The sequence below is a fragment of the Pseudomonas sp. NFR16 genome (assembly GCF_900108875.1).
Taxonomy (GTDB): Bacteria; Pseudomonadota; Gammaproteobacteria; order Pseudomonadales; family Pseudomonadaceae; genus Aquipseudomonas.
Genome location: NZ_FNYJ01000003.1, coordinates 77,186 through 92,950, shown reverse-complemented (window position 1 = coordinate 92,950; position 15,765 = coordinate 77,186). Strand labels below are relative to the sequence as shown.

The 15,765-nt window shown below is 61.2% G+C and carries 13 protein-coding genes; 7 read left to right on the top strand and 6 right to left on the bottom strand.

What is annotated here, in order from left to right:
• Window positions 1–2 precede the first annotated feature (2 nt).
• Entirely contained in the window at window positions 3–941 is a 939-nt protein-coding gene (pfkB, locus tag BMZ10_RS13410; RefSeq protein WP_093462817.1) for a 1-phosphofructokinase, read from the bottom strand.
• Complete coding sequence (gene ptsP / locus BMZ10_RS13405) at window positions 941–3,802, bottom strand: phosphoenolpyruvate--protein phosphotransferase (RefSeq protein WP_093462815.1); 2,862 nt, start codon at window positions 3,800–3,802, stop codon at window positions 941–943. The genes pfkB and ptsP overlap by 1 nt, the downstream gene beginning before the upstream one ends.
• Before the next feature lie 319 nt (window positions 3,803–4,121).
• On the opposite strand from ptsP, the gene cra reads away from it, so the two are divergent.
• From cra to BMZ10_RS13375, 6 genes are all read left to right on the top strand, one after another.
• Window positions 4,122–5,117 (top strand): catabolite repressor/activator, encoded by a 996-nt coding sequence (gene cra, locus BMZ10_RS13400; RefSeq protein ID WP_093464143.1) that lies wholly within the window; start codon window positions 4,122–4,124, stop codon window positions 5,115–5,117.
• On the top strand, window positions 5,114–5,899 hold the full coding sequence (locus BMZ10_RS13395; RefSeq protein ID WP_093462812.1) for a TatD family hydrolase: 786 nt from the start codon (window positions 5,114–5,116) through the stop codon (window positions 5,897–5,899). The genes cra and BMZ10_RS13395 overlap by 4 nt, the downstream gene beginning before the upstream one ends.
• Window positions 5,900–5,992: 93 nt before the next feature.
• A complete protein-coding gene (locus tag BMZ10_RS13390; RefSeq protein ID WP_093462809.1) occupies window positions 5,993–6,421 on the top strand; it encodes a low affinity iron permease family protein in 429 nt (142 codons plus the stop codon).
• 91 nt (window positions 6,422–6,512) lie between these two features.
• Window positions 6,513–6,896 carry a Rho termination factor N-terminal domain-containing protein gene (locus BMZ10_RS13385; protein ID WP_093462806.1) on the top strand — a complete coding sequence of 128 codons (384 nt, stop codon included), beginning with the start codon at window positions 6,513–6,515 and terminating at the stop codon, window positions 6,894–6,896.
• 139 nt (window positions 6,897–7,035) lie between these two features.
• Window positions 7,036–8,157: a DUF3182 family protein gene (locus tag BMZ10_RS13380; protein ID WP_093462803.1), complete on the top strand. Its 1,122-nt coding sequence runs from the start codon at window positions 7,036–7,038 to the stop codon at window positions 8,155–8,157.
• The gene (locus tag BMZ10_RS13375; RefSeq protein WP_093462800.1) at window positions 8,141–8,911 is read left to right on the top strand and encodes an alpha/beta hydrolase family protein; all 771 of its coding nucleotides are present in this window, start codon (window positions 8,141–8,143) and stop codon (window positions 8,909–8,911) included. Before BMZ10_RS13380 ends, BMZ10_RS13375 begins: the two co-directional genes overlap by 17 nt.
• A gap of 79 nt (window positions 8,912–8,990) precedes the next feature.
• Here the strand turns inward: BMZ10_RS13375 and BMZ10_RS13370 are convergent, their stop codons facing one another.
• Window positions 8,991–10,202 (bottom strand): zinc-dependent alcohol dehydrogenase, encoded by a 1,212-nt coding sequence (locus BMZ10_RS13370; protein ID WP_093462795.1) that lies wholly within the window; start codon window positions 10,200–10,202, stop codon window positions 8,991–8,993.
• 200 nt (window positions 10,203–10,402) lie between these two features.
• Between BMZ10_RS13370 and BMZ10_RS13365 the strand changes: the two genes are divergently transcribed.
• Window positions 10,403–11,407, top strand: a complete 1,005-nt coding sequence (locus BMZ10_RS13365; protein ID WP_093462792.1) for a ketopantoate reductase family protein — start codon at window positions 10,403–10,405, stop codon at window positions 11,405–11,407.
• Window positions 11,408–11,600: 193 nt separating this feature from the next.
• Here BMZ10_RS13365 and garD read toward each other — a convergent pair whose 3' ends face one another.
• The 3 genes from garD to kdgD all read right to left on the bottom strand — a co-directional run bounded on the left by garD (window position 11,601) and on the right by kdgD (window position 15,711).
• Window positions 11,601–13,154 (bottom strand): galactarate dehydratase, encoded by a 1,554-nt coding sequence (gene garD, locus BMZ10_RS13360; protein ID WP_093462789.1) that lies wholly within the window; start codon window positions 13,152–13,154, stop codon window positions 11,601–11,603.
• Window positions 13,155–13,183: 29 nt separating this feature from the next.
• Complete coding sequence (locus BMZ10_RS13355; RefSeq protein ID WP_093462786.1) at window positions 13,184–14,557, bottom strand: MFS transporter; 1,374 nt, start codon at window positions 14,555–14,557, stop codon at window positions 13,184–13,186.
• Between the two features lie 242 nt (window positions 14,558–14,799).
• The gene (kdgD, locus tag BMZ10_RS13350; protein ID WP_093462783.1) at window positions 14,800–15,711 is read right to left on the bottom strand and encodes a 5-dehydro-4-deoxyglucarate dehydratase; all 912 of its coding nucleotides are present in this window, start codon (window positions 15,709–15,711) and stop codon (window positions 14,800–14,802) included.
• Window positions 15,712–15,765: the final 54 nt, after the last annotated feature.

Sequence of the window (15,765 nt, the reverse complement as noted above, 5' to 3'; positions counted from 1 at the left end):
TGTCATGCGGTCAGGGTGCGTACGCTGACGCCGCTTTCCAGCCGTTTGAGCTGAACAGTGTCGTTGATGCCGAAGCCGATCTGCGTCACCGCCATCGCCGCAATGGCCGTCGCCGTGCGCAAGGTCTGCTCGGGCTTGTGGGCGCTGAGCAGGCCGTGAACCATCCCGGCGAGCAGCGAATCCCCGGCGCCGACCGTGCTTGCCACGCTGACCTTGGGGGGCAAAGCCTGAAGCGCGACGTTAGCGCTGAACCAGTGCACGCCTTCCGAGCCTTGAGAGATGACCACGTGTTCGATGCCGCGCTGACGCAACGCAGCGGCAGCCTGCGCCTGGGCCGCAATGGAGATGATCGGCGCATCGAGCGCGTCGGCCAGCTCCTCAGTGTTGGGTTTGATCATCCAGGGCGATGCCTCCAGCCCCGCGCGCAGCGCTTCGCCGCTGGTGTCCAGCGCGACTTTCAGGCCCAGCGCATTGAGGCGCAGCAACAGGTTTTTGAGCCACTGCGCATCGACGCCACGGGGCAGACTGCCCGCCACGACGACAACGTCGAAATCGCTGGCAATCTGTTCGATGCGGGTCGCCAGGGCCTGCTGCGCCTGCTCGCTCACGACCGGGCCTGGGCCGTTCAGGTCAGTGATCCGGCCGCTGCTTTCGGCCAGTTTGATGTTGCTGCGGGTTTCGCCCGGCACCCGCACGAACTCATCGACGAACCCGCGCCTGGCGAACAGCGTTTCGAACGGCTGCTGGTTGTCGACGCCCAGAAAGCCCGCAACGGTCAGCTCATGCCCGAGATCGGCCAGCACTTGAGCGACGTTGATGCCTTTGCCCGCCGCGTGGCAGAGCATGGCTTCGCTGCGGTTGACCTGGCCGACGTGCAGCGGGCCCAGCTGGACGGTCAGGTCCAGCGCCGGGTTCATGGTCAATGTCAGAATTTTCGCCATTACAGCCCCTCCACGAGGGCACGCACTTGCGCCGCGCTGCCGACCGCCAGCGCGGCCTGCGCCAGTCGCCGGGCATCGGCCACATTCAAATCACGGACGCAGGCTTTGACTTCGCCCACACTGCGCGCCGCGACACTCAATTCATCCACGCCCAGCCCCACCAGAACGGGCACGGCCAACGGGTCGGCCGCCAGTTCGCCGCACACACCGACCCATTTGCCATGGGCGTGGGCTGCGCGAACGGTGATGTCGATCAGTTGCAGAACCGCCGGGTGCAAGCCGTCGGCCTGGGCGGACAGGGTCGGATGACCCCGATCGATGGCTAGGGTGTATTGCGTCAGGTCGTTGGTGCCGACGCTGAAAAAGTCCACTTCCGCTGCCAGCACCGGCGCCAGCAACGCCGCCGACGGCACCTCGATCATGATCCCCAGTTGCAAGTCGCTGACCGGGATTTGCGCACGCAGCCGCTCGGTCATGTCCCGGGCCTGGCGCCACTCCTCGACCGTGCCGACCATTGGAAACATGATCCGCAGCGGCCGGTTATCGGCAGCGCGCAGCAACGCCCGCAGCTGGCTTTCCATGATGTCCGGCCGTTGCAGGGTCAGGCGTATGCCGCGCACGCCGAGAAACGGATTCTCTTCCTTGTCGATCGGCCAGTACGGCAGCGGCTTGTCGCCACCGACATCCAGCGTGCGCACCACCAGCGGCCGCCCTTGCAGGTCGTCGAGCACACGCCGGTATTCGGCCTCTTGCGTGGCCTCATCGGGCGCGCTGCTGTGCGCCATGAACAGCAATTCGGTGCGCAACAGGCCGATGCCTTCGGCGCCCTGCTCCACTGCCGCCGGCGTGCCTGCGCTGTCGCCGATATTGGCGAAGACTTCCACGGCATGACCGTCCCGGGTGATCGCCGGCTCCATGCGCAATGCGGCCGCGGCCTTGAGCCGCTGATCGCGGGTGTCGCGGTCGAGCAAGGCGCGCTGCAGCGTCGGCTCATCCGGGGCGACGTCGAGACGACCACGCTGGCCATCAATCAGCAGCGTCGTACCGGACTTGATCAGCAGCACCGAATCGCCCGCGCCCACCAGCGCCGGAATACCCAGCGCCCGGGCAACGATGGCGCTGTGAGCCGTGGCGCCACCTCGTGCGGTAAGAATGCCTGCCACTCGCACCGGATCAAGCCGCGCCACATCGGAAGGCCCGACTTCATCCATGACCAGGATGTAGGGTTCATCGGGTTCGACCAGATCGTCGACGCCGCAGAGCTGCGCCAGTACCCGGCGTCCGACGTCACGCAGGTCGGCAGCTCGCTCGGCCAGCAATACATCTTTGAGTTGTTCCTGTTGCCGAGCGGCATCGTCGATGACGCTCATCCACGCGGCCGCCGCGCTCTCGCCTTCCTTCATCCGCAGAGAAACGGCGTCCACCAGTTCCGGGTCGGCGAGCATTTCCTGATGCGTGATGAAAATTTCCCGAATGGCTTTCGCCGTGCTGCGCTCAATGAGTTGTTCGATGTCAGCACGCACCTGAGCCAGTGCTGTGTGTAGCCGTTCGCGCTCGACACTGTAGGACTCGCCCTGCAACGGATACTCGAACACCGGCAGCACGTGCACATGGGCGGGTCCCACGGCAATGCCCGGCGCGGCGGCGACGGCCTGGATCTGCGCACCAGCGGCGGGCGCGACTCGTGACTTTTCGATGACGGCGGACATCGGCGTCGGCGCGCTTTGGGTCGCGAAAGGCTCGACCTCTTCGCCCAGCCCTTCGAGAACCGCGCCGATCAGTGCAGGCAAGGCATCGGTCGCGATCGTCGGTTCGACGATGAACTCAAGCAGCTGTCCACGCCTTACGCCCAGGCTCAGCAATTTGCTCAGGCTTTTGGCCGACACCGGGTTCTCGCCGGCGTCCACCACGCGCACGCGGATGTCTCCCTTGAATCCTTTGGCCAACTGCGCAAGGATCTTCGCCGGGCGGGCGTGCAGGCCATGGGCGTTCGCCAGCAGCACCCGCTCGCTCGGCCAGTCTGGCGGAACGTCGCCACCCAGCGCCTGGAGCACGGCACGGCTGCTGGTCGCCTGGCCGAGTTCATGACCCCGACCCTCGATCAACAACGCACAGAGGCGCTCGAGCAGCGCCTGATGGGATTCGCCCAGGCTGGCGAGGCAAAACAGTCCGGTGAGTGGCTGACCGAGATGACGCATCGGCTTGTCCGGCGTGACGAACGCCAGGCCCGGTTTGTTGACCATTTGCTCACTGTGCAACCACCACAATCCCTCGCCCAAGGGCAATGGCTCGACTTGCTGCAAGACGGCAGCGAAACCATTGTTGACGCACTCCGCGCGGCGCAACAACCTGGCACCGCGCCATACCAGCTCTTCGAAATCGTCCACGGAGGCGCCGAGGCTGATCATCTGCGCGTCCAGGGCCAATTCCTGCGGAGCACCTTGCAGCAGGCCAAGCAAAGCCTCAGGCGTTTTCGCCTGACGCAGGGCTTCGCCCAGGTCGGTCTCGCCCAGTGCTCGGGTCAGTAATTGCAGCAAGCGCAGATGTTCGTCGGATTTCGCCGCGATGCCGATGGCCAGATAAACGGTTTGCCCCTCGCCCCAGTCCACGCCTTGGGGAAACTGCATCAGACGCACGCCGGTGGCGAACACCTGATCGCGGGTCTGTGGCGTGCCGTGGGGGATCGCGATGCCTTGACCGAGGAAGGTCGAACCCTGCTGCTCGCGCGCTTGCAGGCCCTGCAGATAGCCTTCGGCGACCAGTCCGTCTGCGACCAGTCGATCGGCCAGCAGTTGCAGCGCGGCGGGTTTGTCCGCGGCCGACTGATCCATGGAAATTTGCTCAACGGTGAGTTCGAGCATGCCGTTCTCCTGTGCCGCGCACGGTGCGCGTGATTCTTGTTGTAGACCGGGCATCGTGACCGGGCGCTTCAATCGACATCGGTACGGACACCGAAGTTTTACCTGTTTTCAGCAATAAACACGCATGCTGAATCGTTTAATCTGATTCGCCGCGCACGTTACTCGATAATCTCGGGAGTTTGAAGCTCAGCTGGTCGAATGATGTAGGAAGAGTCTTCAAAAACCCTGTAGCTTCAATCCTGACGACGGTCTGCTGTAATGATGCCCACGAATGGGTGAAAATCTCGGCACCCTGCCAATGACAAAAGGAATGTTCGGCTTGAAACTCAGTGATATTGCGCGTCTGGCGGGTGTCTCCGTGACCACGGCCAGCTACGTGATCAACGGCAAGGCCGAACAGCAGCGCATCAGCAATGCAACGGTCGAACGCGTACAAGCGGTGGTCGAGGCGCATGGCTTCCGCCCCAACCCACAGGCGGCGGGCCTTCGCAGTCGCCACACACGCACTCTGGGCTTCATCCTGCCCGATCTGGAAAACCCCAGCTACGCGCGCATCGCCAAGCAACTGGAGCAAGGCGCTCGTGCTCGCGGTTACCAGTTGCTCATCGCCAGTTCCGACGATGATCCCATCAGCGAATTGCAGTTGTTGCAGCTGTTTCGTGCCCGGCGCTGCGATGCATTATTCGTCGCCAGTTGTCTGCCCGCCAGCGACGACAGCTACCGTGCGCTGCAGCAGCAAGGCACCCCGGTCATCGCCATCGACCGGGAGATGGACCCGGCACACTTCTGCTCGGTGGTCAGCGACGACCACGACGCCAGTCAGCAATTGACCCGCAGCCTGCTGGAAACCCGGCCACGGCACATTGCCTTGATCGGCGCACGGCCAGAACTGAGCGTCAGTCAGGCGCGGGCCGGCGGTTTCGAGGATGCGCTGGACGGCTTCACCGGCTCAGTCATCATCGAACACGGCGAGGCCTTCAGTCGCGCATGTGGCCTGCAACTGGCCAGTGACATGCTGGACCGGCTTGGCTACTTCCCTGATGCGCTGATCACCACGTCCTATGTTCTGTTGCAGGGCGTCTTCGATCTGCTGCATCAGCGTCGGCTCAATCCCGATCAACTGCATCTGGGGACGTTCGGTGACACGCAGTTGCTCGATTTCCTGCCGCTACCGGTCAACGCCATGGCCCAGCAGCATCACCTGATCGCAGAAAAGGCGCTCGCGCTGGCGCTGTCGGCGGTCGAGCAGGATCAGTACGAACCTGGCGTGCACGCCATCGTGCGGACCTTCAAGCATCGCATTCACGAGGCCTGAGCGTGAAGCTGATCGACACCCACACGCACCTTGATTTCGACGACTTCGACGCCGATCGGGCACGCGTGCTCGACCACTGCCGCCAATTGGGCGTGGAGCGGCTCGTGGTGCTTGGCGTCTATCAGCGCAATCTGCAGCGGGTGTGGGATCTGGCGTTGCGCGAGCCAGGGGTTTACGCCGCGCTGGGCTTGCACCCGATTTACCTGAACGAGCATCGTCCGGAACATCTTCAAGACCTTCGCGACAGGCTGGCGCATCTGGCCGGGCATCCCAAACTGTGCGCCGTGGGCGAGATCGGCCTGGATTACTACGTCGAATCGCTGGACCGCCAGCAGCAACAGCGCCTGTTCGACGCCCAGCTGCAAATGGCCGCCGACTTCGACCTGCCGGTGCTGTTGCACGTGCGTCGCAGTCACGCCGACACGATTGCCGCGCTCAAGCGCTTCAAGCTCAGACGCAATGGCATCGTCCATGCGTTTGCGGGCAGTCGGGAGGAAGCGAAGGAATACATCAAGCTGGGTTTCAGGCTCGGGCTCGGCGGCGCTGCGACCTGGCCACAAGCCCTGCGCATGCACCGTGTCATTGCCGAGTTGCCCTTGAGCAGCGTGGTGCTGGAAACCGATTCTCCCGACATGGCGCCTGCCATGTACCCCGGCCAGCGCAACAGTCCGGAGCATTTGCCTGACATCTGCATGGCGCTCTCGGAGTGGCTGAAGGTAACGCCGCAGCGATTGGCGCAGGCCAGCACCGAGAACGCCAAGGATGTCTTCGGCTGGAGCTGAAGCCCTGCACGCCGATTTCATTTTGTAAGAAGAAATTTCAACAGCCCACCGTGGTCAATTGGATATCTCTTTTCAACGTTAAGGACACCGGCAATGACATTCTCCAAGTTCGCGCAGGCGCTGTCGAAATGGACCGGCAGCCCTCGGACCTTCCTCGTCGCTGTGTTTTTGATCTGCGTGTGGGCGGCGACCGGGCCGCTGTTTCATTTCAATGACACTTGGCAGCTGATCATCAACACCTCCACCACCATCATCACGTTCCTGATGGTGTTCCTCATTCAGAACACTCAAAACCGCGACACCGATCAACTGCACATCAAGATCGATGAGCTGCTGCGCGTCACCAAAGACGCGCAGAACGCCGTACTGAGCCTGGACAATCTCGATCAAAAAGAGCTGCACGAATTGCGCAAGAAGTACAAGGCGATGGGCGACCGCGAAGAAGCGGATCACACCAAGCCATTCCCTGAATGCGAAGCCGACGCGGCGCGGCAGATGGCTGGTCAGAACGCTGACCACTGATCAGCGCCGAGGAACTACGTGGCCCGATGCTCTTCATACGTCATGGGCGGCGCAGCACGCGCGCCGCATCGAAATGAATGGGAGACTGAAAATGCCCACACAAAACAAAGACAAGTACACCACTGAGCAGAAGCGCAAAGCCGCGCACATTGAAGACAGCTACGAATCAAAAGGCGTGTCGAAAGGTGAAGCCGAAGCGCGTGCCTGGGCCACTGTGAACAAACAATCCGGCGGCGGCGAAAAGAAAGGCGGCTCTGGAACGAAAAAGTCCGCCAGCGCCAAAACCCACGACCGCAAGGATTCGGCCAAACGCGCCGTTGCCGCCAAGAAAGGCGCGCCGCGCAACACCAGCGGGCAGTCACTGGATGCACAGACCAAGGTCGATCTGATGCAGCGGGCGCGTGGCCTTAATATCCCCGGTCGTTCGACGATGACCAAGCAGGAACTGATCAGCGCCATTCGCAAAGCGGCTTGACGCTGCAGGTGAATCTGAAGACCCGTCTGGCTTGCCGATGCCGCTCGACCACGTTGATCAGCGGCAAGCTGGACTCAATAGTCCTTTGCATTGTCTCGGTTGCATCGTCGCCATATGCGCGCCAACAGGGAGTTCGCCCATGAGCGAATCACGCAGCACTGCTAAGTCTGAAGTCGTTCTGCTGGCCACCCACAAGAAACTCGCCACCCATGAAACCGTTGTTCAGCAAGCCCTCGGCAATCGCATCGCCAGACTGCTGGGCGCAACCTTCGCAGGCGCTTACGACCCTGCGCTGCACAAAGATCACGCGCTTTATTACATCCCTTCCGACACGCTGATCGGCAAACGGCAAGGCGAAGCATTGAACATTCGCACGGCCGACGACTTCTTCGGTGGGTTGATCGATTACCCGTTCATGGCAACCAAAGCCATCTCCCACCCCCTGATCACCGACGCGACTTCGCGGCCCGAAGGCTGGTCCGATCGTTTTTTTGAAGACGCAGCGGACGCCGTACTGGCCGGTTTCAGCGTGTTCAATGAAGCCGACGCCCGTCGCGCAGGCCGTCTGCTGCTCAAGGACGGTCCCGTGCGGGTCAAGCCGGTGCTGGCGACGGCAGGACGTGGCCAACTGGTCGTGACATCCGAAACAGAGCTTGACGCGGCCCTTGCCGCGCAAGACATGCGCGAAGTAGAAGAATGGGGCCTCGTGCTCGAGGAGGACCTGACCGGCGTCATCACCTACAGCGTCGGACAGGTTCAGGTCGCCGGCATGACCGTCAGTTACCACGGCACCCAGAGCCTGACGGAAGACAACGCGGGCGAAACCGTCTATGGCGGCTCGCAATTGTGGCTGGTGCGTGGCGACTATGACGCGTTGCTCAAGCTCGACCTCGATCCGGACGTGCGTCGCTCGGTGACGCAGGCGATGTGCTACGAACGCGCGGCCCTGGACTGTTTTCCTGACTTCCTGGCCTCGCGCCGCAACTATGACATTGCGCATGGCACCAACGCGCGGGGCCAGGTGTGTTCCGGCGTGCTGGAGCAATCGTGGCGGATCGGCGGCGCGAGTCCAGCGGAGGTCGAGGCGCTGGTTGCCTTTGCGGCAGACCCGCAATTGCAGCGTATTTCAGCCTCCAGCCATGAAGTCTACGGACAAGCCACGCTGCCCGCCGACGCTCATGTTCTTTACGAAGGCGACGATCCGGATGTCGGCCTTATCAGCAAATTCACACAGGTCCAGCCCTATGACCGTACGCAGTGAGACCATCGACATTCGCGTCAGCGATGACCATATCTCCGGCACGATCCTCACGCCGGGCGCCAAGATGCCCGGCATTCTTTTCGTGCATGGATGGGGCGGCAGTCAGCAGCGCGATCTGGCGCGAGCCAAGAACATCACCGGTCTGGGGTGCGTGTGCCTGACATTCGATCTGCGCGGACATGAACGTACCCATGAAATGCGTGCGTCGGTTTCCCGTGAGCACAGCATGGAAGACTTGCTGGCGGCGTATGACAGACTCGCGAGCCATCCGGCGGTCGACAACAACGCCATCGCCGTGATCGGCAGCAGTTACGGGGGTTACCTGGCGACCATTCTCAGTGGCATGCGTCCGGTGCGCTGGCTGGCCCTGCGCGTGCCGGCGCTGTACTGGGATGCCGATTGGGACATGCCCAAACAAGCGCTGGACCGTGACAAGTTGGCCCATTATCGACGCTCCGCGGTGACTGCGGCGGATAACCGGGCGCTGGCTGCGTGCAAAGACTTTAAAGGTGATGTTCTGCTGGTCGAATCCGAGCAGGACGACTATGTCCCCCATGCGACGCTGATGAGCTACCGAACGGCCTTTGACCTGGCGCATTCGCTGACCTACCGGCTGCTCGATGGCGCTGATCACGGCCTGAGCAGTGACACCAGCCAGCACGCCTACACGACGCTGTTGACCGACTGGATCAGTGAAATGGTCATCGGCTCGCGTCTGGTGGATTACCCGCACCACGCCGCATCGTATTCCTGAAGCCGTGACGCAGCCGACCTGCGGAGCAAACCTCCCGCAGGTCGGCTGAATGCAGCGGTGCATTCAACCTCGGCCCGCCTTACAACTGCGCATCATTGACTGAAGGATCCACCCGGCTGTCAAAGCCCGGGGTAAGGATGACCTTGCGGCAGTCCTCCTCGCGCTTGTCGAAGATGGCGTACCCCTCGGCCGCCTCTTCCAGCGACATCCGGTGCGTGATAATCGCTTCAGGCGCCAGCCTGCCCTCTTCGATATGCTCGAGGAGCTCAGGCAGATAACGATGCACATGGGTCTGACCCATTTTGAAGGTCAGCCCCTTGTCGAACGCGTCGCCGAACATGAAGCCGTGGATGAACCCGGCATAGACACCAGGCACGCTGACTGTGCCGCCGCGCCGCACGGCTGCGATGCATTGACGCAACGCCTTGCCGCTGCTGCCTTCGAGCTTGAGCGTGGCAAGAATGGTTTCCGTCGTGCTGCCTTTGGCCTCGAAACCCACTGCGTCGATGACACCATCCACCCCGCGCATGCCGGGGGTCTGGCGAATGATGGTATCGGCAGGGTCATCGTCTTCATCGAAATTGATCGGGATCACGCCATACGTGAATTGCGCGTACGCCAACCGGTACGGGTGATGATCGACCATGAAGATCTTCTCGGCGCCGAGCATTTTCGCACAGGCTGCGCTGAGTAATCCCACCGGACCCGCCCCGTAGATGGCAACGCTGGAACCCGCTTTCACGCCCGCATTCAGTACGGCCTGCCAGGCAGTGGGCAGAATGTCGCTCAGGAACAGCACCTTTTCGTCCGCCAATGTGCCCGGCACTTTGAACGGCCCGACGTTGCCTTTGGGCACGCGCACGTACTCGGCCTGGCCGCCCGGCACGCCACCATACAAATGGCTGAAGCCGAACAACGCCGCCCCCGGTGGAATGGACTTTTTGTTGAGGATCGCACCGCGCCCCGTGTTGGTGGTTTCGCAGGCGGCGAACGCATCCATCTGGCAAAAGAAGCAACTGCCACAGGCAATCACGAAGGGAATCACTACCCTGTCACCCGGTTTGACGGCGGTGACCTGTGGCCCCACTTCTTCCACGATCCCCATGAACTCATGACCGAAGATATCGCCCTGCTCCGTCGCCGGTATCTTGCCCCGGAACAAGTGCAGGTCAGAGCCGCAGATAGCCGTGGCCGTTACCTTCAGCAACACGTCATCGGGTTCCTGAATGATAGGGTCTGCAACGGTCTCGACACGCACATCGTGAGCGCCGTGATAAGTCAGTGCACGCATGAACTTCTCCTTGTCTAAAAAGCAAACCACCCAGAATTACGGCTTCTAAGGGACGTGAAATAGGGATCAGCCGCGCGCGGACGAAGTTCGTGAGAAGTGACCAGCGGACGCGCAGCTACCGTAGAATCCTCGGAAATACTCAGACTCAGGCGATATTGCTCGCCTCGTCCAACACCGTTTTCCGCATCACGGGAGTCATCATGGGGTTTCCTTCAACGCGCATCTGCATTGCCGGCGCGGGCGCCATCGGTTGCACGCTGGCCGCGCGCATCGCGCTTACCGGGCGCCCGGTCAATGTGTTCGCCCGCGGCCGCACGCTTGCGGCGCTGCAGCGTAATGGCATTCATCTGCAAGACCTGCAGGGTCGCCATCACGTCAAGGTCAATGCCAGCGACAGCGCTGCCGAGCTTGGCGAGCAAGACGTCCTGTTTCTGTGCACCAAGGCGCCGTCATTGAGCGGCCTGCTGCCCAACATCGCTCCGCTGATTGGCCCCGAGACGCTGGTCGTACCGGTCATCAACGGCGTTCCGTGGTGGTATTTCCATGGCGAGGGCGGCCGTTTCGAAGGCAATCGGGTGCACGCCGTGGATCCGGACGGCAGCCTCACCGACACGCTCGATCTGTCCAGGCTGATTGGTTGCGTAGTGTTCATCACCGCGCAGAGTTCGGCGCCTGCCGTGGTGAAAACCCATAACCCGTATCGCATCATTCTCGGCGAACTGGACAACCAGCTGACGCCGCGCCTGGAAGGCCTGCGAGCGCTGATCGAAAGTGCCGGCATCGAGGCGCAGGGCACTGACCGGATACGCGATCAGCTGTGGACCAAGATCATCGCCAACCTGACGTCGAACCCGGTGTCAGTGGTCACGGGCGCGACACTCGAGCAGATTTATGGTCATGCGCAGATGCGCGAACTGGCGCTGGCGACGTTCAATGAAGCGATGCAAGTGGCGGCGGCTTACGAGGCGAAGCTGAGCATGGAGCCGACGACGTTCATGCAGTTCGGCGCCAGCATGGGCGCTGTTCGCACCTCGATGCTGCAGGACTTCGACAAAGGACTGCCGCTTGAGCTGGCGGCGATTGGTGATGCGGTTCTTGAACTCGCCGCGAAGGTGAACATACCGATGCCGATCACCCGAAGCGTGCTGACCCTGGCGCGGTTCTGCGCAGAGCATCCACACCATAAGGAGCATGGGCGGCATTGAAGCCTGACATGCGGCAGAGAGTGCAGGACTATTTGCACAAGCCTGGCTTGTCTCGCGATCTGCTGCAGGGCAGTCGCTGACCAGCCAACTTATCCGGCACGCCCACTCTGCCGGGATTACGACGATATCGTCGCCGTTCGCGGGACAAGCCGCGCTCCTACAGGTTGCGCGGCTTGTTCGCTGAGAGGGTAAATCAGGTAATCGGTGCCGGGTTGAACAGGGTAATGTCGTTGTGCAGACGATAGTGCTCGGTCCAGGTCTTCTTCTTGCCGCTGGCGACATCGAGATAGAAATGGAACAGCTCCCAACCCAGGTCCTCGATGCTCGCGCGACCGGTGGCAATGCGCCCGGCATCGATGTCGATCAGGTCAGGCCAGCGATGGGCCAGTTCGGTCCGGGTCGAAACCTTGACCACCGGTGACATTGCCAGGCCGTACGGCGTACCGCGCCCGGTGGTGAACACATGCAGGTTCATGCCGGCTGCCAGCTGCAGCGTGCCGCAGACAAAATCGCTGGCCGGTGTGGCACAGAAGATCAGGCCTTTGCGATTGACCCGCTCGCCAGGGCCAAGCACCCCGTTGATCGCGCTGTTGCCGGATTTGACGATCGATCCCAGGGACTTCTCGACAATGTTCGACAACCCGCCTTTCTTGTTGCCCGGCGTGGTGTTGGCGCTGCGGTCCGCTTCGCCCTTGGCCAGGTAACGGTCGTACCAGTCCATCTCACGCACCAGCTCTTCAGCCACTTGCGTGGTCTCGGCGCGGGAGGTCAGCAGGTAGATCGCGTCACGCACTTCGGTCACTTCCGAAAACATCACGGTTGCGCCGGCGCGCAGCAGCAGATCGGAGGCGAAGCCCAGGGCCGGGTTGGCGGTGATGCCGGAAAATGCGTCACTGCCGCCACACTGCATGCCCAGAATCAGCTCGGACGCCGGCACGGTTTCGCGACGACGCTGATCGAGCTTCTTCAAACGGGTTTCGGCCAGTTCCATGATCTGCTCGATCATTTCATTGAAGCCGTGCTTGGAATCCTGCAAGCGGTACATCCACTCCTCGCTCAGATCGACCGAGGGGTCGTTCTGATGCATCACCTGATCGGCCTGCAGTTTCTCGCAGCCAAGACCGATGACCAGCGCCTCGCCACCCAGGTTCGGGTTGCGCGCCAGATTGCGCACAGTGCGGATCGGGATGTACGCGTCCTTGGCCGTGATCGCCACGCCACACCCGTAAGTGTGAGTGATTGCCACCACGTCATCGACATTCGGGTACTTGGGCAGCAGCTCCTCGCGGATACGCTTGACGGCGAAGTCCAGCACGCCGGTGACGCACTGCACCGTTGTCGTGATGCCCAGGATATTGCGCGTGCCGACGGTGCCGTCGGCGTTGCGATAGCCTTCGAACGTGAAGCCTTCCAGCGGCTCACCCTTGCCGGGCACTTCCGTGGACAGCGGCAAGCTGTCCAGCGGCGGCGCGCTCGGCATGCGCAACTGATCTTCCTTGACCCAACTGCCGCGCGGGATCGGCTGCAGGGCATACCCGATGGTCTGCCCGTAACGAATCACAGGACCGCCTTCAGGAATGTCCACAGTGTTGACTTTGTGGCTCTGCGGCACGTTATCGATGGTCACCAGACCATTGTCGAATTCTGTCCCCGCCGGAACGCCCTGGTCATTGACCACGACGACAACGTTATCGCGCTCATGCAAGCGGATGTAACGTGGCGAGTCGGCATGTTGAATCAAGTTCATCACGGTTTTCCTCAGTTTTTCGCTTCAGCTCAGCTTTTGGCTTGGGAAACTTCGCCTATTTCGCTGGCTCGCAATCCACCCTGCGCTGGGGTGTCTTTCAATTCCACACGTTTGATTTCGCCCACGATGAACACGTAGCTGATCACCGCCACCAGCGCGTTGGCGCCGACGAACACCAGTGCCCATTTGAAAGAGCCGGTGGAGCTGATGATGTAGCCGATGACGATCGGGGTGGTGATCGATGCAATGTTACCGAACATGTTGAACAGGCCGCCGCTAAGACCTGCGATTTGTTTCGGCGATGCGTCGGACATGACCGCCCAACCCAGTGCGCCTACGCCTTTACCGAAGAAGGCCAGTGCCATGAAGCCGACCACGACCCATTCGATATCCACGTAGTTGCAGGTCACGATGGAAGTCGAGAGCAGCAGGCCGCCAATGATCGGCGCCTTGCGGGCAAACGTCAGCGACTTGCCGCGACGCAACAGATAGTCGGAAATGATCCCGCCGAGGACGCCACCGATGAAGCCGCAGATTGCAGGCAACGAGGCAATGAAACCGGCCTTGAGGATGGTCATGCCGCGCTCCTGAACCAGGTACACCGGGAACCAGGTCAGGAAGAAGTAGGTGATGCCGTTGATGCAGTATTGGGCCAGGTAGATGCCGAGCATCATGCGGTTGGTCAACAGTTGCTTCACGTAGTCCCATTTCGGGCCGCCGCTTTTGCCTTTGCCCTGATCGTTATCCATGTCGACCATGCCGCCGTTGCTGGCGATGTGGTCAAGCTCTTCCTTGTTGATCATCGGGTGAGCGCGCGGGCTATGGATGACTTTCAGCCAGATCAGCGAGAACAGGATGCCGATGCCGCCCATGACGATGAATACGTGCTGCCAGCCGAAGGTGAACACGATCCAGCCCATGATGGGCGCGAACAGCACGGTGGCGAAGTATTGCGCCGAGTTGAAGATCGCCGAAGCCGTGCCGCGCTCGGAAGTCGGGAACCACGCCGCGACGATGCGGGCGTTGCCCGGAAAGGACGGTGCCTCGGCCAGCCCCACCAGAAAGCGCAGCATGAACAGCGCGACGATGGCGGTGGAAAGACCGAATTCACCGACATAGCCTTGCAGCACGGTGAACAGCGACCAGGTGAAGATGCTCAGTGCGTAAACTTTTTTGGAACCGAAACGGTCGAGCAACCAGCCGCCAGGAATCTGACCGGCGACATAGGCCCAACCAAAAGCGGAGAAGATGTAACCGAGGGTGACGGCGTCGATGCCGAGGCTTTTCTGCAGACTGGAGCCAGCGATGGCGATGGTGGCACGGTCGGCGTAGTTGATTGTGGTCACCAGAAAAAGCATGAGCAGAATCAAATAGCGGACGTGCGTCGGCTTGGATTTTTGCATGTTCGAAACTCCCACTAATTATTTTTTTGCGCGGGTTAAACGATCTTTTATGTGTGTGCTGCTCGCCTCTGCCCCTAAATCCAGATGCGATTGAAGCATGTGCCACGGTGACGCCTGGGGTAAAACTCACGCACAACCGGCCTTGCCTGCGCGAACTGCTCGAAAGATTCGATACGTGGGAAAACAAGCCCCCGACGGCAAAAAACCGCTGATCGCTCAGCGGTTTTGCGAAGGGTCAGCGCTTACTGCTGGCCTTGCTTGTCCATCAGTGCAGCGAGCATTTCGAACTCTTCTTTGGTCAGGTCGGTCAGGGGAGCGCGGACTGGACCTGCGTCGTAACCGGCGATTTTCGCGCCCGCTTTGACGATGCTCACCGCGTAGCCGGCTTTGCGGTTACGGATGTCCAGGTATGGCAGGAAGAAGTCGTCGATCAGCTTGCCGACAGTGGCGTGATCGTCCTTGGCGATAGCGTGGTAGAAGTCCATCGCCAGCTTCGGTACGAAGTTGAACACGGCCGAGGAGTAAACCGGCACGCCCAGCGCCTTGTAGGCCGCTGCGTAAACTTCAGCGGTAGGCAGACCGCCGAGGTAGGAGAAACGATCGCCCATGCGGCGACGGATCGAAACCATCAGTTCGATATCGCCCAGGCCGTCTTTATAGCCGATCAGGTTAGGGCAGCGCTCGGCCAGTTGTTCCAGCAGCGCAGGGGTCAGGCGGCAGACGTTACGGTTGTAGACGACAACACCGATCTTGACCGATTTGCAGACCGCTTCAACGTGAGCGGCAACGCCGTCCTGGCTGGCTTCGGTCAGGTAGTGAGGCAGCAGCAGCAGGCCTTTGGCGCCCAGGCGCTCAGCTTCTTGAGCCATCTCGATGGCTTGACGGGTAGGACCACCCACGCCCGCCAGAATCGGCACGGACTTTTCGCAGGTATCGACGGCAGTCTTGATGATTTCGGAATATTCGCCGCTGGTCAGGGAGAAAAATTCGCCTGTACCGCCTGCTGCGAAGAGCGCGGAAGCGCCGTACGGGGCCAGCCACTCAAGACGTTTGATATAGCCAGCGCGATGGAAATCGCCCTGAGCATTGAAATCGGTAACCGGGAAGGACAGCAGACCGTGGGAAAGGATGGACTTCAGTTCTTGTGGATTCATTATTCGAACACCCTGAGAAGCTAATTGTATGAATGGATCACCAGTCCTGCGCTG